We start from the raw sequence: 22,164 nt of genomic DNA, 5'->3' as shown, positions 1-22,164 counted from the left end.
CGAATGCGCAATCAGTTATGGCAATCAAAGATCTCCGTCACACATCCATAAAACGTCTACTGACCCGGCGACTACTATGTTCAACGGAAGCTTTACGCAAATTAGCTGCCATCTGTGCACCACGCAGAATCCGACACTTTGGGCTCGCAGCCGCCATAAGCTGCGCAACGTACGAACGGCTAGTCTAAGATGAGCCAACCATCCAGCATATGTAGATTGTTCAGCGAGTCAGCCTTTCACTGGCGCTTCTTTAAAGTAACCGGACTTTACCACCTCAGCAGTCTCGCTATGCCCCGGCAGCACCATCGCAAAACCGTCGATTATCTGATCTCGGAACTTAGAAAATTCGACCATTTCTGGGGAATGATAGAATTCCAATGCCCTCTCAAAGCTGTCCAATTGATAGATGACAAGGCTAGAATACGCAGTCTTACCTTTTAGAACCTTCGCAGGGCTTGCCACGATGACCTGAGCCCCGAACTTTTCAGCAATGGCAAGGGACAGTGGTCCCAACTCATCGACTCGGGATTTGTCGATGATATTGTAATGATGAAGAACATATCCGGCCATAATAATCCTTATAATCCCATTGTATTATATGCGCTAGCGACGCGTCTGATCGCGATTTGATAGGCTGCGTCGCGCAGCGTAACATCTTGCCCGCTATCAAGATGTTTGATTGCAGAAACCTCCGCAAACGCCTAATGCATCATCTCTTCCAGGCCTGAGCGGACAAGATCAATTTCTCGACGTTCCGCGAAGAACACGCCCTTGTCTTCAGACGGAAAAGACAATCCCGTCATTTTTTCCATGGAGCGCGCAAGGATGTAGTGGTCGCGATCCGTTTGGCGGCGCTCCATCAAGCCGAACGGGATGTGGTTAAAGTTCTTCACCCACTTAAAGTAGCTGACCACCACGCCACCAGCATTCGCAAGCATATCAGGGATTACGATAACTCCGCGTTTTCGAAGTATTTGATCTGCAAGGTAAGTGATAGGGCCATTTGCGGCTTCGACAATCAGGCGGGCTTTTATCTCAGCAGCGTTGCCTTTGTGAATAAGGCTCTCGAGAGCGGCTGGAATAAGAATGTCGCAGCTGTCTTCAAGTGCTTTTGGGCCGTCAGTGTTGAACGCGCCACCTGCAAAACCCTTGATGCTGCTCGTGGCCAGTTGATGCGATTTCAATGCCGCAATACCCAACCCGTCACGATTGCGCACCACGCCATCGCGTTCAACGGCGGCCATGATTTTACAGCGTCTTCCTCGCTTAGAAACTGCGCCGCGTGACTGCCGACGTTGCCTAAGCCTTGGACAATGACCTTGCGATCTTTGAGCTGACCCGTCTCAAAACCTACGCCTTCACGGGTCTTTCATTGCGCAGAATGCGCGGATTGCGTACTGAAAACCGCGCCCCGTGGCTTTCGCGCGCCCCTCAATCCCGCCACCTTCAACCGGTTTTCCGGTCACACAGCCCATGCCGTTAATATCGTCTGGCTTGTATCGCCGATATTCATCCGCGATCCACATCATCATTAGCTGATTGGCGCCAAAGTCTGGTGCGGGAATATTCATGGCCGACGCAAGAAACCCGTGTCGCATAAGTTCCTGCGCAAAACGGCGAGAGCCTCTACTTTAAACTGGTCAACATTTGGCACCTATCTGATGCCGACCTTGGCCGGGCTGCTATGCGTGGAATACGTTGCGCGCCATCCGCGAAACGTGAACATCCGCCCACACAGGCGTACACCAAAACGGGTCACATAGGTTGCGTTACAGGCTTTGATTTTCTCGGACAGACCTTCGGCATATCCACACTCATCGCAGCGTGATCATACATGGCTTCAACATCAGCTCGAAAACCGCTGCTCATGTCTTGGCCTTCCCGTATCCACCGCCGCCGGGGGATTTCAAGACGAATACATCACCCGCCTCCATCTCGATAGCGTCGTTGCCACCAAGCGGTACAAGGGTGCCGTCCGCACGAACCACAGAATTTTCACCCGTCATACCGGCTCCGCCGCCCGCTGCACCGTGGGGCGCAGTTTTGCGGTGAGAGGTAAGGACTGTGACGGTCATCGGCTCGTTAAACCGTAGTTTCCGCACAATCCCGTCGCCACCTGTGAATGCGCCATCCCCGCCAGAGCCGCGCCTGATCGAAAATTCATCAACCCTGACCGGAAACCGCGTTTCCAACACTTCGGGGTCCGTCATGCGCGTGTTGGTCATATGGCTGTGGACCGCGCTGGCACCGTTGAAGCCATCGCCTGCACCTGTGCCACCACAGATGGTTTCATAGTTTTGGACATGATCATTTCCGTATACGAAATTGTTCATCGTCCCTTGGCTGCCCGCGATCACGCCAAGCGCACCATACAGCGTGTCTGCGATGGCTTGGGACACTTCAGTATTGCCTGAAATCACCGCAGCGCGTGCATTGGGGTTGATCATCGATCCTATGGGCATCGTAAGGTTTAACGGCTTCATACAGCCTTCATTCATCGGGATGTTTGAGCCGACCAATGTCCGGAAAACGTAAAGCACGACCGCGCGGCAAATCGACAATGGGGCATTATAATTCAGATCGTCTTGTTCAGACGTGCCTGTAAAGTCGATGCTGGCAGAGCGGTCTTTCTTATCGACCGTAATTTTTACCTTAATCTGCGCACCACTATCCATCGGATAGGTAAAGTCACAATCATGCAGCACATCAAGAACGCGGCGCACGCTTTCTTCGGCATTGTCTTGAACGTGACCCATGTACGCATGGACAACATCAAGGCCAAACTGGCGCGTTATCTTTTTCAGTTCACGCTCTCCGGTGGCATTGGCGGCGATTTGCGCTGAAAGATCGGCGATGTTCTGATCGACGTTGCGACAGGGGTATTTGGCAGAAGACAAAAGATCGCGAGTTGCCTGTTCTTGCAGCATGCCTTCTTTCACCAGCAAGAAATTGTCGATCAGCACACCTTCTTCGTCAATATGGCGGCTGTCCGGTGGGGCTGATCCGGGCGTTGTGCCCCCGATATCGGCATGGTGACCACGTGATGCGACGGTGTAGATGATCTGCGTGCCGGCCTCATTGAACACAGGTGTGATCACCGTGACATCTGGCAAATGGGTACCGCCATTGAACGGGTTGTTCATCATGAACACATCGCCTGGCCGGATTTTTCCTGCGTTTTGGTTAAGGATGGACCGCACACTGCCCGACATGGACCCAAGGTGAACGGGCACATGGGGCGCGTTGGCGACAAGATCACCGCGGTGGTCAAAAATTGCGCAAGAAAAATCCAACCGCTCCTTGATATTCACGGAATAGGCCGTGTTGGCCAGCGTTGCCCCCATCTGTTCCGCAATCGACATGAAAAGGTTGTTGAAAACTTCAAGCATGACAGGATCAACTGATGTCCCGATTGCCTCGGACCGCTGCAGAGGCACAATGCGCCGCAGTACTAGGTTGCCACCTGTGGTGCATTCCGCCTGCCAGCCGTCTTCAATAATGTTGGTACCCGTTGGTTCCGTCAGGATCGCGGGGCCATCAATCGTCTCTCCTTTGGCGAGCGTCGCGCGATTGACCAAAGGCACATCGTGCCAACTGCCATTGGAATACATGCGCGCCGTTTTGGCCCCTTGATTAACATGCACAGTATCCGGCAACGTCACAATCTCACCCGTCGCTCCAATGGCCTCAGCGGTAAGCAGATCAATGATCAGTTCAGCGTCATCGGGAACGAATCCAAACCGGTTCTGATGCGCGGCTTCAAACCCTGCTTTCATATCGGCTGGTGTTCCGAACGGAACCTCCAGTGTTTGGTGCGCCCCGCCGGTGCGGATATGCGCCATCGCAATGGTCGAAATATCGCCTGTTGCGATCCCTTGCGCGCGCACATCCCGCTCTGCCGCCTCAATCAATTCGCCAAGTGCGATTTCAGCTTCGGTGTGCGCATCAATTGACCCCGCAAACTGGTGTTCATGAATGGACCGTACATCTGCAAGCCCCATGCCAAAGGCGGACAGGACGCCCGCGAAAGGATGGATGAAGATGCTTTCCATCCCAAGTGTGTCGGCCACAAGACAGGCGTGCTGCCCGCCAGCACCGCCAAAACAGTTCATCGTGTATCGGGTCACGTCATATCCACGCTGGACGCTGATCTGCTTGATGGCATTGGCCATGTTTTCGACCGCGATCCGCAGAAACCCTTCTGCAATCTCTTCGACAGACTTGGCCCCGCCGATTTCAGTGGCAAGTTCATCAAATTTTTGACGGACCACATCAGCGTCCAGGGGTTTATCTGCATTCGGACCAAAGACTGACGGGAACTGGGAAGGCTGCAATTTGCCCAACAGCACGTTGCAGTCTGTCACCGTCAAAGGCCCGCCACGTCGATAAGTGGCGGGTCCAGGATTTGCACCTGCGCTTTCAGGACCAACCTGCATCCGCCCGTCGCGATAGCTCAGGATTGACCCACCACCAGCTGCAACCGTGTGGATCGACATCATCGGCGCGCGCATTCGAACTCCAGCAACGTCAGTCTCGAACGAGCGTTCAAATTCACCTGCGTAATGGCAAACATCGGTGGAAGTCCCGCCCATGTCGAACCCGATGAGCCGATCAAATCCAAGGTCCGCAGCCGTACGCACCATCCCAACAACGCCACCAGCGGGGCCAGATAAAATGGCGTCTTTCCCTTGGAACCGGGCGGCATCCGTCAAACCGCCGTTTGACTGCATAAACATCAGACTGTCACAGCCACCGTCGCTGGCGTTCAACGCTGTCGCGACTTGATTAATATATCGCCGCAAGATCGGCGATAGATAGGCATCCACAACAGCTGTATCGCCGCGTGAGACCAGTTTGATAAGCGGGCTGGCTTCGTGGCTCAAGGAGACTTGAGTAAACCCAGACTGGCGCGCCATGTCACCAAGACGTTTTTCATGATCGGTGTATTTGTAGCCATGCATCAGCGCGATTGCGACAGACCGATACCCCTTACCGTAGGCACGCGACAGTGCATCGCGCGCTGTCGTTGTATCTAGAGGTGCGATGATTGTGCCATCCGCAGCAACACGCTCATCAATCTCAATGACGTCTTCATAAAGCAGTTCAGGCAATACAATACTCAGATCAAACAATTCGGGACGGTTCTGGTATCCGATCCGCAGTAAATCGCGCAGGCCTTTAGTAATCAAAAGAACTGTACGCTCACCTTTACGTTCCAAAAGCGCGTTCGTGGCAACAGTTGTGCCCATTTTTACAGCAGATATTTGACCAGGTCCTATTTCAGTATTTGGTTCTACGCCAAGGAGCGTTTTAATCCCGTGAACTGCTGCATCTGGGTAGATTTCAGGATTTTCTGATAGAAGTTTGTGTGTTTCCAACGTTCCATTTGGTTTGCGTGCTACGATGTCCGTAAAAGTGCCACCACGATCGACCCAAAACTGCCATTTCTTTTTACCCGAATGTTCCAACGCAATCTCCTCGAATCAATTTGTTGTTGCTTTATGGGTATAACGCTGACAAATTGTCAACGTAATGGATTCGAAAAGAATGCAGCTACCAATTTGATGATATGGAGACTTCACATGAAACACGTACTTTTCGGCGCAGCGGCATTTGTTTGTGCAACTGCTGCCAACGCACAGAGCTGGGACATGCCAACACCATATGGCGACTCTACATTTCACACGCAAAACATCGCGCAATTTGCAGACGATGTTCGGGCTGCAACCGACAACGGTTTGGACATTACATTACATTCTGCTGGTTCGCTTTTTCCACACGCTGAAATCAAGGGCGCTGTCCGCAATCGTCAGGTACCAATAGGTGAGTTTTTCCTATCGCGCCTGTCAAACGAGGATCTGGCGTACGGTGTAGATAGCCAGCCCTTCGTCGCAACAAGCTATGAAGATGCACAGCGCCTTTGGGCAGCCCAAGAACCAGTTATTACTGAATTGTTGGCAGAGCAGGGCTTGCTCCCATTATTCTCCGTTCCTTGGCCCGCCCAAGGTCTTTATACTAACGGTGAGATCGCAACCGTTGATGACTTAAATGGCCTGCGCTTCCGGGCGTACAATGCAGCCCTTGAAGAATTTGCCACTTTGGCTGGTGCAGCCCCAGTACAGGTCGAGGCGTCCAACATTCCGCAGGCCTTTTCGACAGGTCAAGTCGATGCGATGATTACGTCACCCTCAACAGGCGTGAATTCGACGGCTTGGGATTTTGTGACCCACTACACGCCGATCAATGCGTGGGTGCCAAAAAACATTGTCGTTGTAAATCAACGCCTGTTTGACGGTCTTGATGCCGACACGCAGGAGGCTGTTCTGGCAGCGGCTGAAGCTGCAGAAGCACGCGGCTGGGAAATGTCTGCGGCTGAAGCCGACAGCATGACAGCGGCTCTCGCAGATAATGGGATCACTGTCTATGAACCAAGCGCTGAACTGATCGAAGGTTTGCAAGCTATTGGTGAGACAATGCTGGGAACATGGGATGCTGCGGCATCAGATAGCGCCCGCACAGTCCTGAACGCCTATAACAACTAATCCTCCTTGAACTGGTCGACAGCACGTTCTCTGTCGGCCAGTTTTACATGAAAGGGCTGCTTTGCGATGAACCGCATGCTCCAAAAAATATATTATATATGCGGGATGATCGCAGGTGGTCTCATCCTGTGCATCTGCCTTTTGATCTCAGCACAGATCGGCCTCAACGCGTTTGGTAAGTTTGCACCGGGGCTTCTGCCTTCAACGATTCCGTCATACGCGGACTTTTCTGGTTTCATGCTTGCAGGCGCCACGTTTCTGGCAATGGCGCATACATTACGCGCAGGTGGGCACATTCGTGTTAACCTTGTCGTATCGCGATTGCCCCAAAAACTTCAGTATTTTGCCGAGGCAGTCGCGTTGATGATTGCGACTGCTTTGGTTGGCTATGCAGCGTATTTCATGGGCGCTTTGGTCGTCGAGAGCATCCATTACAACGATGTCTCATCCGGGATCATTCCTGTCGCGCTCTGGATACCACAAAGTGTGGCAGCCTTTGGCGTTGGTTTGTTTTTCGTTGCAGTCTTGCACACGCTGGTCGATCTCATTCGCGCTGGTAAACCTATTTTGTCCAGCCCCGGCGAGGTATAAGCCATGTCAGATCCAATGATCGGACTTGTTCTTCTTGGCATCCTCATAACGCTCTTAGCGAGCGGTGTTTGGGTGGCTATTTCTTTATCTATTGTAGGCCTTGTAGGCCTTGTCTTTTTCTCAAATGCGCCCGCTGGCCTCATTCTGGCGACAACGTTTTGGGGGCACTCTCACAGTTGGGCTTTGACCGCGTTACCGTTGTTTATCCTCATGGGAGAAATCCTGCTGAGGTCGCGCATGAGCGACGATATGTTTACGGGCCTCGTGCCATGGCTTAGCCGGGCACCGGGTCGGTTGCTGCATGTGAATGTCTTCGGCTGTGCAATTTTTGCGGCCGTTTCCGGATCGTCTGCCGCAACAGCAGCCACAATCGGACGGATGTCTGTGCCAGAACTGACAAAACGCGGCTATCCCGAAAGCCTCATTCTGGGCACGCTTGCGGGTTCCGCAACCTTGGGGCTTTTGATCCCACCATCCATTATTCTGATCGTCTACGGCGTCGCGACAGAGCAATCCATCGCACGTCTATTCATCGCTGCAATCATTCCCGGCATTATGTTGATGTCATTGTTTGCAGGATACGTAGCAGTCTGGGCTTGGAAAAACCCTGAACTCATCCCTTCCATCGATCAGACGTTTTCATTCCGGGAAAAAATCATAGCATCACGGCGCTTGATCCCTGTGGCCCTTTTGATCGGCGGCGTGATTGGGTCTATCTATGGTGGACTCGCATCACCGACGGATGCAGCAGCACTGGGCGTTGTTTTAGCAACCATCCTAGCGTGGGGCTCTGGCGCGTTCAGCTGGAAACTGTTTGGCGAAGCTGTCATGTCAGCAACCCGCACGTCTTGCATGATTGCCTTTATCCTACTGGGTGCAGCATTTCTATCCGTCGCCATGGGCTTTACAGGCCTGCCACGCAACCTCGCCACCTGGATATCCGATATGAATTTGTCGGTCACCGCATTGCTCATCGCGCTGACGATTTTTTTCATTATCCTAGGATGCTTCCTAGATGGAATATCCGTGATCGTCCTGACGACATCGATCATTATGCCCATGATCACCGCTGTCGGAATTGATCCAATCTGGTTTGGAATTTACTTGGTGATCGTGGTCGAGATGAGCCAGATCACCCCACCAGTCGGGTTTAATCTGTTCGTCATTCAAGGTCTGACCGGCATCGACATCCTAAGCATTGCAAAGGCGGCGTTCCCGTTCTTCCTATTGCTGCTACTCGGCGTTCTGCTGATCTGCCTCTTTCCACAGATCGTGACATTTCTCCCAAACTGGATGGCAAGTTAGTGCATAGAGTTGCCCATGACTTTTAGGATTTAGCTGTGTTTGGAACGACCATACTTGCTGTGGGAGTAATGCTTGGTTTTCTTGTGCCGCCTCTATCTGCAGCTCTCAGAGCATCTTTAGCACGTCCGAAAAACTCTGTTCTATTCCCATTCATCGCAATTGTCGTGACGCCAGTAGTTGTGGGAAATATCCCCATTTTTGCGTTCATACCGGATGCTATCGTGGCCGCTGCGGTTTTGACGCTTGCTTCACCACCCTCAAGTTGAAATGCAGCGATCGCAAAGCTCTTTGGCTACCGTGGCAAAATACCTCTTGTGATAATTGTTATTTCAATGATTGCAGCGGCCATTACACTACCATTTGTAGCGGCAATAGTCCAAATCGGAGTCAGCGCGCTCGACCTGATGCAAGACCTCTCAGTCTTACTATGGGCGGTATTGGGTAGCAGTCTCAACCCTGTTGTGTTGTTGTTTTTCGCGCTTTTTCAACTCCCGATATTTTAATACCTTGGATTTTGAAGCGTTTTATTGAACGAACCTGACATCCTCTACGTCGACAGTTACAAAGATGCCGCCGCCCTGCTGGCCTGATCATATTGGCCGGACAAGGCGCGCAGGCTCGCCGCAATCTCGCGCATTTCTTCGCCGGTCATGTCCAATCGGGACAACCCATCCAAAAAGCACCGATCCCGCAAATCACGATAAGCGGCGCATAATTTTTCACCCTCGGGAGAGGTGCTGTAAAACACTTCTTTGCCGCGTTTTTCTGACGCTAAAAGTTCCATCTTCATCAGCTTGCGTAAGGCATAGTTTACAGTATGCGTATCCTCGATGTTCAGCAAAAAACAGATGTCAGTCAGCCGCTTATCACGCCCACGGTGGTTCGTATTGTGCAATACAAGGATTTCGAGCGGTGTCAGATCAGTGTTGCCAGCGGCTGACATACACCGCGTCATCCAGCGGGAAAAAGAGTTATACGCAATGATCATGCCATACTCGATCTCGGACGACTCCCAGTTCTCTCCATCCGCTAGGTGGCGCGAGGAAACGATACGACGTTTAGGGATATCTTGCTCTGACATGACGTATTACCTTGGTGTTTCGTTTGCGAGTAACATACAAAACGTCAATATAATTTCCAATAGAGCATTTAGAAAGCGGTTTTCAGTAAAAACCAAGTGACTTAGATATCTTACTTAAAGACAACAACATACATTTAGACTCTGTCGTCGCCCCCCGAAGACATCGTCTATGTTGATATCGCATTTGCTAACATTGAACACGAGCTTGATACCGTGAACGACGTTTGCCGCACATGGTTTTCAAATTTCCCTGTAGAACGGTCTATTGAACCGCAAAACTGCCCTTTGGTGCGAATATCAAGATACAGGCACAAGCCTCGATACGATCGCCATAGAGTGTTGCTGTTCCGCCCTCAGGGTTCGTGATTATTTTCCGCTTCACACCTGTCAAAGCCGCTCCTTCGGGTAGCGTGAAGGCTGCCGGGCAGTGGTTTGCAGCCAAAGCGCGCGCCGCAGGCATCCATCGCCGAACCGCACACGGTCTTAGAAAAAGCCGGTCGCAAGCCTTGGCTGAAGCAGGTGGAAACTCAGTTCAGATCGGCGCATGGACAGGGCACGAAAGCCTCTCCGAGATCGAACGCTACATTCGCGGCCTCAATAAAAGAAAGGTGCTCAGCGGCACGGAAACAGAACAAAAAGTTCCAACTTCCGTGACCAAAGTTCCAACTCAACCAAAAAAGACAGGAGAATCAAATGCTTGAAAAAGTGCTGGTGACCCCGGCAGGATTCGAACCTGCAACCTGCCCCTTAGGAGGGAGTTAGTTAACATCTGATTTTCCTTTTAATTTCAGATTTTTAGGTTGTTCATGCGGTTTGGGCTGAACAGGTTTTGTACGAAAATGCTCTCTCAGAGACGCCTCATCGACCTCTGGATGGGCATATACGCGCATTGGCAATGAAGCGTCTGACCATCGTCCGGCCTTCGCCGCCTTGAGTGCGTTAACATCCTGACGAACCACGAGTTCAGTGTAATAGCCATGTCGTCCAGCCGCGTGCGCAGAAAGATATGGGATGTCCGCCTTTTTGCAGATCGTCTTCCAACGGTTGTTGTAACTCGTGGAGCTGTTGTAACCGAACACTCGTTGCTCAAGCAGCTTTCCAGTACGCGGACTTCGTGTGAACTTTTTTGGCAACGCTAGCAACTCTTCCATCATAGCTCGCGACACCTTCACCCACCCTGCATCATGGCCCTTCTGGGCCTTCAACCAAACCTGGCACTCATCCGCGTCGATATCGCTTGGCGTTAAGGAGACGGCTTGGTCAATTCGCGCTGCCGTCTCGAACATGAACCGTAATAGTGCAGCGTTGTGTGGATCGGCGTGTTTGCAAAAATCCGCGACCCACTGTCGGTCTGACGGGGTACGGGCGACGCGGCTTGTCTTCTTGCGTCTGGTATCCTGGGCAACTCGCTCATTGCTGGAATATTGCCGGACTTTGATCGCTGGCGTGCCGCGCAATTCGTGGGCATTGTTGATCACCGCCCGAGCCGGGGTAACGATCTCACGCCACCAGGTGTCTGTTGACGCAAGCGGCTTCATCTTGGGGCCTAAGGACTTCAAAAGTTTCCCAGTGATTTTTGTAAGTGGCGTATCGCCAATCTCTCGGTCGATTGGTAGCAATTGCTTGGCCGCTTTTGCATTGGCACTGTAGAGCAAGATCGCATCCGAAAACGTCTGAGCCGCTTCTTCACCGACCATGTGCTTGCGTCTTTGATAGTCGGTTTCGGCGGCTATCCAGCTTTCTGCGCCAGCCTTAGTAGATGAGCCTGAGCTGCACCTGTATGGCCCCGCGATTCGCGTACCTTCGAATTCGACCCAACCTTTGATCCAGAGGTACTTGCTTGTTTTGTGTTCGTAGGGCTCGAGGGGCATAGGTCTGGCTCCGTCAGTATTCGATCCATTTGTTCGCCGGTGATGATCATCGCATTGCCAAGCTTGCAGCAGACACCCAGCCGATTGGCTTTCTCACGAAGTGTTCGTTCTTTTATTTTGATTTCTCTTGCGGCGAGCGCTTCAACCCATTGGGCGGGGGTCATAGCGCTATCGAGAACCTCGGAGCCAATGGGAAAGCGCATCAGTCCGGCTGATTTTGGTCGCGCGGACGTCATTCGGTCGCCCCTCCTGTTTCGCGCGCGAGGTAGTGTTCCCATGCGCCAATCGGGATCTTGGGGTTTCGTTTTCCCGGTGATGTGAAGACGTGGGCCAGTTGCCCGGTCTTGATCAAATAGCGAACATTGCTCACGGGGATGCCGATGCGTTGCGCCATTTCTTTAGGTGTTTCGACCTTCTCCGTCGCCTTGAGTTGTTCTTGAGCCAAGTTTCTTCCTCCGATGCAAAGGTCATCAGGCCACCAAACTAATGGCGGCAGAGGTTTCCGCTTTGCTCACAGTAGAAAGCAAAGCTAATCTATAGATGACTGATTCGACGCTCAGAACGTCATATGGCGTCTAAATGTAATAAATGACCATAATAGGGGTCATGTCAAGCATGGAGAACTCCTTTGGGAGACATTTCTGCACTAGGGGATCGACTATCGGCGCTCCGAAAGGCCGCGGGCCTGTCTCAAAGCGAGATCGCCGAAAAGCTCGGCATTAGCCGCAGCAGCTACCAATACTACGAACGGAACGAACGCGACCTGCCCGCGTCACTGTTATTCAAGCTTTGTGAGCTGTTTGATGATGATGCCCATCGCATCTTAACCGGACAGCCGTCTCCACTCATCATGAGGCGGATTGAGGAAATCTCTGCCCTGATCGATGAGTATGAAGAAGACGTCGATGTCGAGTTCAAACCCGACGCTAGGCTGCGCGTGATGGCGAAAGTGCTGCGCGATGATTTTCGCACGCACCCTTCCACGACTAGCAGCGAAGTCAAAGATGAAATTGATAGTTTGTATAGGATGCTGAAATGATAGAATTTCTCAAAAAACAATACTTGGCAGTAAAGCGTGCAGTCTTCACGGAAACCGGCCCTGACAGCTTCAAGCGCAAGCGAGGAGAGCCAAAGTTCTTGAAGCCGCAGGCCACCAGACTGCAACAGGAACTGAATTCGCGCAGGCTGCGCCACCACTATCTGACCGGACAACTTTGTATGCTGGCGGCTTTTTTGCTTTGGCTGGTCATCCCGGCATTGCCCTCGACGAGCCATCTGCTTGATATGCATGCGCTGCAACTTTGCCTTTATATCATAGCCTTGATGGCCTTCCTTGTCGGGCTGTTTCAAGCATGGGCCATGAGCAGAGCCGTCGTCCAAATTGAACAAATCTGAACAAGGGGTTCCACCCGCGCGCCTTTAGAAAGAACAGAGCAGATGCCCGCCCTACGCTGGCTGACCCGAGATGATGACGTGCGCGCAGCCGAGAATGTGCCTTACCGGCTTTTGGAGGAAGTGCGGGAACTGGGCTACGGCGACCGCGATGCGGGCAACATGCTAATTCAGGGCGACAAGCGTCCAATGCGGGACAGAGGGCGGAAGGACGAAGACGGTTCCGCGACAATAGCGCTTGATCTAGATGCTTTTCGTGCAACAAGCGCTTAGTTCGGAGGGCGGGAAGCGGAAGTTCGCTGCGTTCGCAAAGTTTCGGTCGGTGTCTTTCGAAAGCGGACATCTCGGCTTACGAGTTAGCGCAGGCGATTTAGTTGGAATTCATTGTGGTCGCATGCTACTTTTTTCCTACAGGGATCAATGAAGCTAATTTTTACGGCTTATCAAAGGCTTAACCGGAAATGTCGAGTGCAAAACAAATCATCGCAATGCTGCGCAGTCGCGCAGATCGAGACGATGAGACGTTTTTTTCTGTTGCGCTCCAAGCAGCTGCAGCAGAGGCTCGTCGCGGGCATCGAACGGTTGCCGAAGACATCCGATCAGCGGTACAGGCAGCACGCGAAACTGCGGATCAAAAGAGCGCTGTTCCCATTCGATTTGGTGAGCCGCGCGGTGATCTCGATGGATTGCTAGAGCTAAAGGAAGTTCGTCTCGAATTGGATGACGTCATCCTCGCTGAGGGGATACGTGATCAGATTCACGGGTTGCTCCGGCAGCAGCTCAAGCGCGCACAGCTGCGCGAACATGGCAAGGCACCCAACACTAGTCTACTTTTTGTCGGTCCACCAGGGTCGGGCAAGACCATGACGGCTGAGGCCATTGCCGGCTCGTTGCGACTGCCACTCTATGTCATTCGGTTTGAGAGCCTAATCACCCGGTTCATGGGAGAGACAGCGGCGAAGATGCGGCTAATTTTCGATGAGATCTACACCCATCGTGGCGTATATCTTTTTGACGAATTTGACGCGGTGGGTGCCAATCGGGCCGCAACGAACGACGTCGCGGAAATGCGTAGGGTTTTGAATTCGTTCTTGCAATTCATGGAAGAGAAAAGCGCCACAGACAGCGTGATTATTGGCGCGACGAACTTTCCTGATCTTCTGGATCACGCGCTTTTGCGACGTTTCGATCTAGTAATGGAGTTTGCCCCACCGACAGGGAAAGAAGTCCGCCGTATTCTGAAAGCGAACTTGCGTCCGCTCAAATACCCGCGCCTGGCTTGGAAGAAAATTGAGTCCATTGCACAGGGCCTGAGCCAGGCGGAGATCGCACGCGCGGCAGAGGATGCTGTCAAAGAGGCGATCTTGGATGAGCGCGACATATTAACAACCGATGACATTGCTACCCGACTATCCGCACGCAAAGATATGCGGGAGCTTTTGTCCAAATCTTGAGTAATTAAACATGGCGTCTCGTTACCATCTTCCCCATCAAGTGATTTCGGGGCGGCATACGAATGATCGGTATCAAGCCCACACGTTTCCGCGCACGAAGCGAGAATTTGATCGCGAAGCGTACAGCAACGAGCTGCTCGCTCAGTTGAAGCAGGGGGCGCAGAAATTCAAGGATGGGGCACCTATTGAGCCCAAACTTGGGAGCCCGGATGGTGTCTTTCTGGAGGTCACTCTCAATAGCAGCAATTCGGTGACCGAAGTCCTGCAAAAGAACAAAATGCAGGTGGGTGCAACAAAGATCCTGCCCAACGGGGACCGCGTGGTCGGTCTCTACGTTCCGACGAAATCTATGAATGCGCTGGAAGGTCTCTTGCACGCCTATGGTTATGGCGACCTCGGCAAAACGGGCGATCCACCGAACAGTGGTCGTGTGGAGGCCATTAACAGCTTTCGGGCAGCAAATTTTCTGTCCTTTTGGAATGATGACAGGTTCCGGCTTCCTGACGACGAGAACACACCCATTTGGTGGGAGGTGTGGTGCGCACCGGAGCATGAAACAGACTTGGAGAAGATGTGCGCAACGATGGGGCTTGAAATGGGCGCGCACGAGAACCGGCTGCGCTTTCCAGAAAGCGTCGTCGTGCCAGTGCTGGCCAGCAAAATTAACATCGAGCTGGTGCTCTTTGCCAAGTTCACGATCCAGGAACTGCGTCGATCGGACGACACGCCAGAGTTTTATCTGGAAGACAACGATGTTGATGAGCAACTAGAGTGGGTCGATGACCTTGCCCAGAAGGTCAAATGGCCAGACGTGAATGTGCCATACATTAGCGTCTTGGACACGGGCGTAAATCGGGCACATGATCTACTTGAAGCCGCGCTTTCAGTCTCGGATCTATTTGCGGTCAAGCCCCAGTGGGGAGGAGACGACACGGGGCATAGAGCACTGTCGAGCCATGGAACCCAGATGGCATCTGTGGCTCTACACGGGGATCTGACGCATCTCTTGTCGACGACTTCGCCGGTTGTCCTGCAACACCGTGTCGAGTCAGTAAAGCTTGTGCCGCCGCCTTCCTTCCCGGAAAACCCAGAGGAAAAACTTGGATGCCTAACCGAGAGCGCGGTGTTGGATCCTGAAGCGGCCTCACCAGATCGGCGCAGGATTCACTGTTTGGCGGTGTCAAACAAGGATCGCGCCGGGAGCCAGCCCTCACCCTGGAGTTCCGCGATAGATCGTCTGGCGGCTGGCGCGGTCAATCCATCGGATGAAACGGAGCCGAAGCGACTATTTGTTGTTTCGAGTGGCAACACGGATGGGTCAATCCAGCATTTCGATGAGGTCGTGGGACCGACGCAATCTCCGGTTCTCGACCCGGCGCAATCTTGGAACGCCCTGTCTGTGGGTGGGGTGACCTTCAAAGTCGAGATTCAAGGTCCGAATACGGAAGAGATGTATCCACTCGCGAAAGCGGGAGAGTTGAGTCCGCATACCCGGACCACAGTGGATTGGGACGAAAGCCGGACGCCCTACAAGCCAGAAGTTGTGTTTGAAGCCGGGAATAAGGCTGTGGGAAAAGACGGGTACGTTGTGCAGATGAACTCGCTCGATTTGCTGGCGGCGGGACGGGACATGACCCACAAGCCGCTGGCGGCGTTTCGTGCCACAAGTGCGGCGACTGCATTGGCGGCCAGAGCGGCTGCAGTGGTCACCACGCGTAATCCTGAACTTTGGCCGGAGACCGTTCGGGGGCTCTTAGTGCATTCGGCAGAATGGACTGAACCAATGCGCAAGGAATTTGAGGCGGTAGGTGATTACAAGGCTCAGGCTAAGCTCTTGTTGCGGAGATTCGGATACGGGGTACCAGACATTGAGCGTGCCTGCGCGTCAGCCAGTAACCATGTGACCTTGATCGCCCAAGAGCAGATTCAGCCCTTCGTGACAGGCAAGATGGGATACTGTCATGTCTTCGATCTGCCCTGGCCGAAGGCGGTGATTGAAAGCCTCCCCGGCGACACCGAGCTCGAGGTCAAGGTCACGCTATCCTACTTTATCGAGCCGAATCCTGGCCGTTCGGCCTCGATCTATCCAAATCGATATCAGTCGCATGGGCTGCGGTTTGACCTGCGACGGAAGGAGGAAACGGTTAGCGGCTTTCTTGAACAAACGAATGCTTTGAAGAAGCAAGGAAAGCAAAAGCCGAAGAGGGAGCCGGACGAGGGCTGGGTGTTTGGTAGCACAGCGGTATCCGCTGGATCACTGCACTGTGACGTATGGCGAGGTGATGCCGCGAAGCTTTTGACGCGCGATATGATCTGCGTCTACCCCGTTGCTGGCTGGTGGAAGAGCTCAAAGATTCCCGGCAAAAACAGTCAGATGGCGCGATATGCACTCATTGTGTCGATCAAATCACCAAGCTTGGAGATTGATCTGCACACGCCGATATCGGCAATCGTAAGTCCAGAGATCGAAACTACAGTAAAGAGCGAGGTCGAAGCTTTCATCGACACCGAAGTAGGCAACGAAAAGTGACTTCGAAAACTAAGGTCTAGAGGTGTCCCACCTCAACAGCTGTCCACAGCCTTCCTTCGATCGCTTTCCCACTCCTCAAACTTAGCCGCTAAGCCTTCTGGTAGGGGTCCTTCAGGCTCAGGAAGATCGACAAGAAATCTCCAGCGTCGATCGAGCCCAGCAAGAGATACCTCGTCTGTTACCCCCCTTCTTGCGAACGCGTTGAACATTTGTGCTAGTTCCGGAGAAAGCGGTTTCCCATCCTCAATTCGTTTCGCAACCCAGAGAACCACGTCGACCAATTCTAGGCCCGCGCTTTCATCGCCGGGAGAAAATGTCGGCGGAACATCCGGCATATTAGTCATGTCCATCTCAGGCATACCAGGACCCATGCTTTGTTTAAGCCCCCTCAGCCTTCGATAGATGTCCGCGAGCTCCGCCTGCGCTTTGTTGAACTGTGTCTGTCGATCGACCACAATCTTTCGGACGTTCCTCGACTGCTTGCGTGCCTGGATCGCGATGTACTGTAGGACCTGTTGGAAGCCGACAAGGTTTGGTGAAATCTGAAGGGCACTGTCCTTGTTGCCTGATCCAAAATCGATCTCATATGGGTTGGCAGCCGCCCACGTCAGAGCTCCCGATACAAGCTCTTGAGAGCGCGCGTCTGGCAAATGTGGGACCCGGTCTAATAAAGTCGAGCAGATGCTTTGAAGCGCCTGTGCTGCCTTCGCCGGATTTGTTTCTTGTCTAGCTGCCCATGCGGCTTTCGCGGTCTCTGCGTCGAAGAGATGGGCGACCTTAAAGGTGAGCACGTACCTTAATGGCGTCCAATAGTGGGGCCATGGAACGGCTTCGTTCAGCCCTGCATCGAAAACCTGATCAAAAAACGTAATAATGGCATGGTCAGGCTTTGCGACCTTGTACAGCGAGAAGCGTATATCCCGCTTTAACGCGAAACAGCCTAGATCAGGCGCAATATCTGACAGACGAGCAACCCCCAACTCATTTGCGTGCAAGCGTTCAACATTCAGCTTCGCACGCAATGCCTTGAGAAGAGGTTCGGCGGTGACATCCAGATTCGTTTTCGAGGTAAGCAAACCATAGTAGAGTACGGGCTGAGCCGCATCGAAGAGGTTGTTGCCGGTGTTCCCGCTTTCGTCGACATAGCAGTACAAAAGATTGATATCCTATATTGCTGACCCACCTAGGCACCGTCTGTGGGTTTCTGGCCACCATATGCATCAAGTACCATCTTGAAGTAGTCTTTGGTCTTATCGGTGTGTTCACCAAGACTAGGCCAAGCAAAAGGGAATGTTCCGGATGTCGACGACCAATCGATTTCTAACCAAAGCATTTTTCCAACCGCTTCGGCTTCTGGCGAATTCTTACCCTCCGGCCAAAGGTCCATATCAAGCGATATCCACGCTTCACCATCATCATCGACGCTAATGTCAGCACTAAGCGCAGCAAGTCGTTCGGCAACGTTACTTGCGTCGTCCAAAAGAGCTGCGCGCAGCAGGAGCTCGGCTTTTGCCGCATCCATATCCATCGTTAACGCCATTTCACCTCTCCTATTTCTAAGATTGAAATAGGTATTGTGCTTCGGTGACAAAAGGGGCGTTCGTCAATGTCTGCTTGGGGCCGTCCACGTGAAAGGCCATCCAAGAATTGGTTGAACATGTTGCGGTCGCTCCAACTGCGGTAGAGAGTCCAGTTTGAAGATTGCTGCACGTTAAACCAATGGCAGATTGGCCATTCTTTTCATACTAAGATAATGAATGGCCCACATCAGGATATACGATGAAGAAGCGATTGAATGACAAAACTCTAAAGCTTGCTGATGTGATCCTAACGACCAGCGATGCCGGGATTAGTAAAGTCATCCGCGCTACCACAGGCAGCCCGATTTCGCACGCCATGCTTTATGTCGATCACTGCTCTGTCATTGATGCGACGAACGAAGGTGTGCATTCTGCAAATACACAGCGTTTGTTCTTTGAGCAACACAACACAGTGTTTGCTTTACGTTTTAGGGATGGACTTAATACCTCCGCAGCAACTGACATCTGCAAATATGTTCGCGAACGCATCGGAAGCGAATACTCAACTTGGGAAGCTGGCAGAGCTTGGAAAGGGCTCGGAAAAGAAGGGTCACCTAAACAGTTTTGCAGTCGTCTTGTCGCGCAGGCCTACGCTGCCAACGGTTTCAGTTTGGTCAAAAATTCCAATTTTTGCACCCCAAACGACTTATTGAACAGCGACCAACTTATCGAAGTTGGAAATGCAACTGTGGATGTCACTGATGAGGAATTTGAGAATTGGCAAAAGCATCCGAGCGGGCTTGATCTTATGCGGCAGTCCACAAACCACATCCTGAACGGTGCGCGAAAAATAGACGATTCAATACAACACCTCAGTGACGTTGATAGACTTGTGCTGGAGCACCCAGAGTATGATGAGGCCATTACGCAACTTTATGCCGAATCCGGCTTCCTAGACGTTTGGAAAACCGACCACGATATTAACCCGTAGCACTATGACACTAAGCTCATGGAAGAGCTCGGAAATCGGCAACCCGACGATGTTCGATGGTATTGTACAAACACGCTTTCGGGAGAATCTCGCACAGACAATCGCTTCATACAAAACGCGAAAAGCTACCGATACTACCAATCAATCAGACCAAGGAAAACCGTAGCAATGCTGTTGGCATTCTATCAGATGTTAGCGAAGCATCATGTCAAACGTCTCGACGTGGCCGAGGATTGGCTTCGGCGCAATCCATAGATTGCTAAATTCGGACATTAGGACAACTGCGACGAAATCCCACTTTGTTCCACAGACCGTGAGTTCAGTCACTGCCAGATTTTGCGAGCACGGCGAAAGTCCGGTTTGGTGAAGCGGCAATGCAGCGCGGTCTGATCCGATGAACGGCTAGTTTGGGCCGGCCCCCGACGCAGCTCAATAGTTTCCTTCGAACATCATTCGTAGATCATGGTCATGCTGTAAAATGGCATCTATTAAAGAGAGCGCGTTACCGACCAATTCGTCGTTTCGATCTTTATCCGGGTCACCGCTCTTGCCTCCGTGGAAGAGGTTGTTTCTGACACGTCGAAGAGAGCCTATTAACTCCTGGATGTTTGAAACTGCGCCTACCTGCTCCCAATTCAGGTAGCCTTGCCCGTCGACGATTTGCCGCTTTGGCGGCGTCTGGAGCAGAACGTTCACGTCGCCTGCCGCCTTTATCGCATCAAAAAACGGTACGCCAAGACTTTCATTGGCAAACCTGTCCCAATCAACCTCAGCGTTCTGGTTTCTTGCGGTTTGACAATAGCCGATTTCTTTGAGGCTGAATTCAAAGCGCATCATGACCTTGAAGAGCCGATCGGCTCCTGACGGGTGTTCATCGGTCTTTGAATAGTTCACCTCAAAACCCGCCAAAATCGTCGCCTCCTGCTGGACGTTGACCATCATCATTTGCTTCAATACAGGTAGCATTCAATGTCCGCTTCCGGCAAGCTGCCCTGCGGCAATGAGGCCGATATGAGCGTCCGGTATGGGCCGTCCGAAACACTCTTTCGAAGCAAAAAGCTGTTGATGCTGCAATGCATCCGATGGCAGCGAAGAGCCCGCCCTACCAAACGCTGCGGCCAGCGCTAATGGCCGCTATCGATCATCAAGGGATGTAACGACCTCATATGCAGATGACGCATCGTTGAGGTGCTTCACCGCAGCTTTTCGTTCTTCCGTAGAATACTCTGCTGCGGTCCGTTCAATTTCTTTCGCAACGCCTGAATAGATCGGCCCAAGTGTTTCGAACAGGTAGGGTGTCGGACGGACGATGATCCCTCGCCTGTCGTCCGGGTCACGTTCGCGTTTCGCGAGGTTTGCTCGTTCCAATCGGTCGAGCAAGGTCGTGACGGACCCGGTTGTCAAACCCAACTCTTCTGCAATTTTGCTCGGCTTTGCCGGTTCTTCTGCGAGCATGTTCAGACACCGCAGATCATTCCGGCTGACCCCAACAGTGTTGGCGGCCTTCGCATCCAGGCGGTCAATGCTTGCATACAATCTGCGGCAAGCTGCGACGAGGTCTTGTGGCGTCGCTTCTTCGAGCGTTAGCATCTGTATCATCCATTTAGCTTGACAATCAAGTTACTTGATCTAGATAGTCGCGCAGTTGAGATTCGAACGCAAGAACAGTGGGGCTTAAAATGGAAACTGCGCTTTACGTCGTGTTGGGCCTGGTCGCTCTTGTTGCTCTCTTGTCCGCACTCGCGCCCACGAAGGTTGAATACACCGAAGAGATCACGGTCGATGCACCGGTTAAAGACGTCTATGACGACATCCGCCTTCAAGAGCATCTGATGCGTTGGTCGGCTTGGCCGAAAGAAACCAAATCAACCTGTACCGTCGAAGGCGCGGATGGCGAGACCGGCACCAAAACGGTGTTTTTCACTAAAGGTAAACGGGTCGGCCATCAGGAAGTTGTGCGTCTTGAAGAGAACGAAGAAGTCGTCCTTACTCTCGTTGGCCCCGGCCCACCGCATAAGCCGAAGCTAACTTTCGAGCTTCGTCCCGAGGGCGAAAGCCGCGCCCGTGTGCTGGCCCATTTCGTCAATGAACTGCCGCGCCCGTTCAATGCGATCTGGAAGTTCGCAGGCCTCTCAAAATGGACGCGAGAAATGCACCGTAAGGACCTCGTCGGTCTTAAGGCATTCTCCGAACCACCGCATCGAGACACGAACGGAGAGGTCGTGGGACGCCCACCGAAGGGCGATAATCCTTACGAACACAACAAGCGGGCGGCGTGATCTGGGCATGACTTATTTCACCCACGACTTCGTCGGCGAGATTGCACTTCATGGTGTCGGGAAGTCGCGGGTAATCACCTACAAGGTGTTGTTCATGCCACCACGTTTCGAAACCGAACTTCCCTTCAAGACATATCCGCGGCTTCGGGTTGAAGGCGAGATTGCGGATGTCCCTGTGCGTGGTGCATGGATGCCGGTTGGAGACGGGCAGCGTTACTTCATTGTCTCGCCTGATATCAAGGCCAACACCGGGCTTGATGTCGGCGATGAGGTGGAAATGCGGTTCCGGGTCGATGATCAGGATTATGTCGACGTCCCTAGCGCTTTGACGGCTGCGTTGAACTCGGACGTTGCCGCTTCGGCGCAATGGGACAAGCTCACAGCTGGAAAGAAGCGGATGTTCACGAACCATGTCTTCTCCGCAAAGACCGTACCGACTGAACAACGTCGCATTGATGAGGCAATGGCGGCGATCAAAGAAGGGATCACGTTGCGCGATCTGCAAAAACGGAAAAGATAGGTTCGTTGCCTTTCACAGAAGCCACCATTCGCGCAGTCGCAGCGAATTGGCGCTTGGTCCCGCGTCCTACCAGTTCTAGCACAGCACA

The 22,164-nt window shown here is 52.6% G+C and carries 23 protein-coding genes; 12 read left to right on the top strand and 11 right to left on the bottom strand.

The annotated features are described in order from the left end of the window. Positions 1–228 precede the first annotated feature (228 nt). From BC777_RS11570 to BC777_RS11560, 4 genes are all read right to left on the bottom strand, one after another. Positions 229–570 (bottom strand): DUF1330 domain-containing protein, encoded by a 342-nt coding sequence (locus tag BC777_RS11570; RefSeq protein WP_100368344.1) that lies wholly within the window; start codon positions 568–570, stop codon positions 229–231. Between the two features lie 131 nt (positions 571–701). Continuing rightward, a complete protein-coding gene (locus BC777_RS19545; protein WP_245834318.1) occupies positions 702–1,244 on the bottom strand; it encodes a Rossmann-fold NAD(P)-binding domain-containing protein in 543 nt (180 codons plus the stop codon). Positions 1,245–1,358: 114 nt separating this feature from the next. Further along, positions 1,359–1,598, bottom strand: coding sequence for a hypothetical protein (locus BC777_RS19540; RefSeq protein ID WP_245834316.1), 240 nt, complete (start codon positions 1,596–1,598; stop codon positions 1,359–1,361). 267 nt (positions 1,599–1,865) lie between these two features. After that, positions 1,866–5,468, bottom strand: coding sequence for a hydantoinase B/oxoprolinase family protein (locus tag BC777_RS11560; RefSeq protein WP_100368343.1), 3,603 nt, complete (start codon positions 5,466–5,468; stop codon positions 1,866–1,868). A gap of 114 nt (positions 5,469–5,582) precedes the next feature. Between BC777_RS11560 and BC777_RS11555 the strand changes: the two genes are divergently transcribed. From BC777_RS11555 to BC777_RS11545, 3 genes are all read left to right on the top strand, one after another. Next, on the top strand, positions 5,583–6,542 hold the full coding sequence (locus BC777_RS11555) for a TRAP transporter substrate-binding protein (RefSeq protein WP_100368342.1): 960 nt from the start codon (positions 5,583–5,585) through the stop codon (positions 6,540–6,542). A 66-nt stretch (positions 6,543–6,608) separates the two neighbouring features. Continuing rightward, positions 6,609–7,133, top strand: a complete 525-nt coding sequence (locus tag BC777_RS11550; protein ID WP_245834314.1) for a TRAP transporter small permease — start codon at positions 6,609–6,611, stop codon at positions 7,131–7,133. 3 nt (positions 7,134–7,136) lie between these two features. Then, the gene (locus BC777_RS11545; protein WP_100368341.1) at positions 7,137–8,438 is read left to right on the top strand and encodes a TRAP transporter large permease; all 1,302 of its coding nucleotides are present in this window, start codon (positions 7,137–7,139) and stop codon (positions 8,436–8,438) included. A 559-nt stretch (positions 8,439–8,997) separates the two neighbouring features. Here the strand turns inward: BC777_RS11545 and BC777_RS11540 are convergent. Next, positions 8,998–9,519, bottom strand: a complete 522-nt coding sequence (locus BC777_RS11540; RefSeq protein ID WP_100368340.1) for a winged helix DNA-binding protein — start codon at positions 9,517–9,519, stop codon at positions 8,998–9,000. Positions 9,520–9,881: 362 nt separating this feature from the next. Between BC777_RS11540 and BC777_RS11535 the strand changes: the two genes are divergently transcribed. Next, the gene (locus tag BC777_RS11535; protein WP_100368339.1) at positions 9,882–10,220 is read left to right on the top strand and encodes a site-specific integrase; all 339 of its coding nucleotides are present in this window, start codon (positions 9,882–9,884) and stop codon (positions 10,218–10,220) included. Between the two features lie 57 nt (positions 10,221–10,277). Here the strand turns inward: BC777_RS11535 and BC777_RS11530 are convergent, their stop codons facing one another. Then, the gene (locus BC777_RS11530; RefSeq protein ID WP_100368338.1) at positions 10,278–11,390 is read right to left on the bottom strand and encodes a tyrosine-type recombinase/integrase; all 1,113 of its coding nucleotides are present in this window, start codon (positions 11,388–11,390) and stop codon (positions 10,278–10,280) included. 232 nt (positions 11,391–11,622) lie between these two features. Beyond that, on the bottom strand, positions 11,623–11,835 hold the full coding sequence (locus tag BC777_RS19230; protein WP_133122550.1) for a hypothetical protein: 213 nt from the start codon (positions 11,833–11,835) through the stop codon (positions 11,623–11,625). Positions 11,836–12,018: 183 nt separating this feature from the next. Between BC777_RS19230 and BC777_RS11520 the strand changes: the two genes are divergently transcribed. From BC777_RS11520 to BC777_RS11500, 5 genes are all read left to right on the top strand, one after another. After that, positions 12,019–12,429 carry a helix-turn-helix domain-containing protein gene (locus BC777_RS11520; protein ID WP_100368336.1) on the top strand — a complete coding sequence of 137 codons (411 nt, stop codon included), beginning with the start codon at positions 12,019–12,021 and terminating at the stop codon, positions 12,427–12,429. Beyond that, complete coding sequence (locus BC777_RS11515; RefSeq protein ID WP_100368335.1) at positions 12,426–12,785, top strand: hypothetical protein; 360 nt, start codon at positions 12,426–12,428, stop codon at positions 12,783–12,785. Before BC777_RS11520 ends, BC777_RS11515 begins: the two co-directional genes overlap by 4 nt. Positions 12,786–12,827: 42 nt before the next feature. After that, positions 12,828–13,055 (top strand): hypothetical protein, encoded by a 228-nt coding sequence (locus BC777_RS11510; RefSeq protein ID WP_100368334.1) that lies wholly within the window; start codon positions 12,828–12,830, stop codon positions 13,053–13,055. 188 nt (positions 13,056–13,243) lie between these two features. Continuing rightward, positions 13,244–14,236 carry an AAA family ATPase gene (locus BC777_RS11505; RefSeq protein WP_100368333.1) on the top strand — a complete coding sequence of 331 codons (993 nt, stop codon included), beginning with the start codon at positions 13,244–13,246 and terminating at the stop codon, positions 14,234–14,236. Between the two features lie 10 nt (positions 14,237–14,246). Continuing rightward, positions 14,247–16,766, top strand: a complete 2,520-nt coding sequence (locus BC777_RS11500; RefSeq protein ID WP_100368332.1) for a S8 family peptidase — start codon at positions 14,247–14,249, stop codon at positions 16,764–16,766. Between the two features lie 32 nt (positions 16,767–16,798). Here BC777_RS11500 and BC777_RS11495 read toward each other — a convergent pair whose 3' ends face one another. After that, positions 16,799–17,920 carry a DUF3800 domain-containing protein gene (locus BC777_RS11495; protein WP_100368331.1) on the bottom strand — a complete coding sequence of 374 codons (1,122 nt, stop codon included), beginning with the start codon at positions 17,918–17,920 and terminating at the stop codon, positions 16,799–16,801. Between the two features lie 29 nt (positions 17,921–17,949). Beyond that, positions 17,950–18,306 carry a hypothetical protein gene (locus tag BC777_RS11490; RefSeq protein ID WP_100368330.1) on the bottom strand — a complete coding sequence of 119 codons (357 nt, stop codon included), beginning with the start codon at positions 18,304–18,306 and terminating at the stop codon, positions 17,950–17,952. A gap of 239 nt (positions 18,307–18,545) precedes the next feature. Here BC777_RS11490 and BC777_RS11485 point away from each other — a divergent pair, with 239 nt between their 5' ends. Then, positions 18,546–19,277: a YiiX/YebB-like N1pC/P60 family cysteine hydrolase gene (locus BC777_RS11485; RefSeq protein ID WP_100368329.1), complete on the top strand. Its 732-nt coding sequence runs from the start codon at positions 18,546–18,548 to the stop codon at positions 19,275–19,277. Between the two features lie 429 nt (positions 19,278–19,706). Here the strand turns inward: BC777_RS11485 and BC777_RS11480 are convergent, their stop codons facing one another. After that, positions 19,707–20,243, bottom strand: coding sequence for a hypothetical protein (locus tag BC777_RS11480; RefSeq protein WP_100368328.1), 537 nt, complete (start codon positions 20,241–20,243; stop codon positions 19,707–19,709). A gap of 168 nt (positions 20,244–20,411) precedes the next feature. After that, a complete protein-coding gene (locus BC777_RS11475; protein ID WP_168769149.1) occupies positions 20,412–20,867 on the bottom strand; it encodes a MarR family winged helix-turn-helix transcriptional regulator in 456 nt (151 codons plus the stop codon). Between the two features lie 89 nt (positions 20,868–20,956). On the opposite strand from BC777_RS11475, the gene BC777_RS11470 reads away from it, so the two are divergent. Continuing rightward, positions 20,957–21,556 carry an SRPBCC family protein gene (locus BC777_RS11470; protein WP_100368326.1) on the top strand — a complete coding sequence of 200 codons (600 nt, stop codon included), beginning with the start codon at positions 20,957–20,959 and terminating at the stop codon, positions 21,554–21,556. 7 nt (positions 21,557–21,563) lie between these two features. Continuing rightward, complete coding sequence (locus BC777_RS11465; RefSeq protein WP_168769148.1) at positions 21,564–22,076, top strand: YdeI/OmpD-associated family protein; 513 nt, start codon at positions 21,564–21,566, stop codon at positions 22,074–22,076. Positions 22,077–22,164 lie beyond the last annotated feature (88 nt).

The organism is Yoonia maricola, from assembly GCF_002797915.1.
Classification (GTDB): Bacteria; Pseudomonadota; Alphaproteobacteria; order Rhodobacterales; family Rhodobacteraceae; genus Yoonia; species Yoonia maricola.
This window is presented reverse-complemented; position numbering and strand designations above follow the sequence as displayed.